This window comes from Massilia sp. CT11-108 (genome assembly GCF_047302915.1).
GTDB classification, from domain to species: domain Bacteria; phylum Pseudomonadota; class Gammaproteobacteria; order Burkholderiales; family Burkholderiaceae_D; genus Telluria; species Telluria orientalis.
Map to the genome: position 1 here is coordinate 1 of NZ_JBKYMO010001275.1, position 346 is coordinate 346.

1 pseudogene is annotated in these 346 nt (G+C 72.0%); it reads left to right on the forward strand.

From position 1 onward, the window contains the following. Window positions 1-346 (forward strand): annotated as a pseudogene (locus ACEN88_RS34380) (hypothetical protein); the annotation flags it as partial.

The following is a 346-nucleotide window of genomic DNA, read 5'->3' on the forward strand; positions in this document are numbered from 1 at the left end:
CACACACCAGGTGATCCCGGCCGGGGGCCGCGACAGCCAGGCCGCGCTCGACCAGCTGTTCGCCCAGTGCGCCAGGGATGCCGCCTGCGCCCGCGCCTATCCGAACCTGCGCGGCGAATTCGACGCCCTCGTCGGCAAGCTCGATGCCGCGCCGTTGACACTCAACCTGCCGGACCCGCGCACGGCGCGCCAGATCGACGTCACGATGACGAGCGCGCGCCTGCTCGACACCGTGCGCAACATGCTCTATGCGCCGGCCGACGCGCGCCGCCTGCCGTTTCTCGTGCACAGCGCCAGCGCGGGCGTAAAGCGCGGCATGTCTTCGGCGCAGACGACGGCCAGGTGC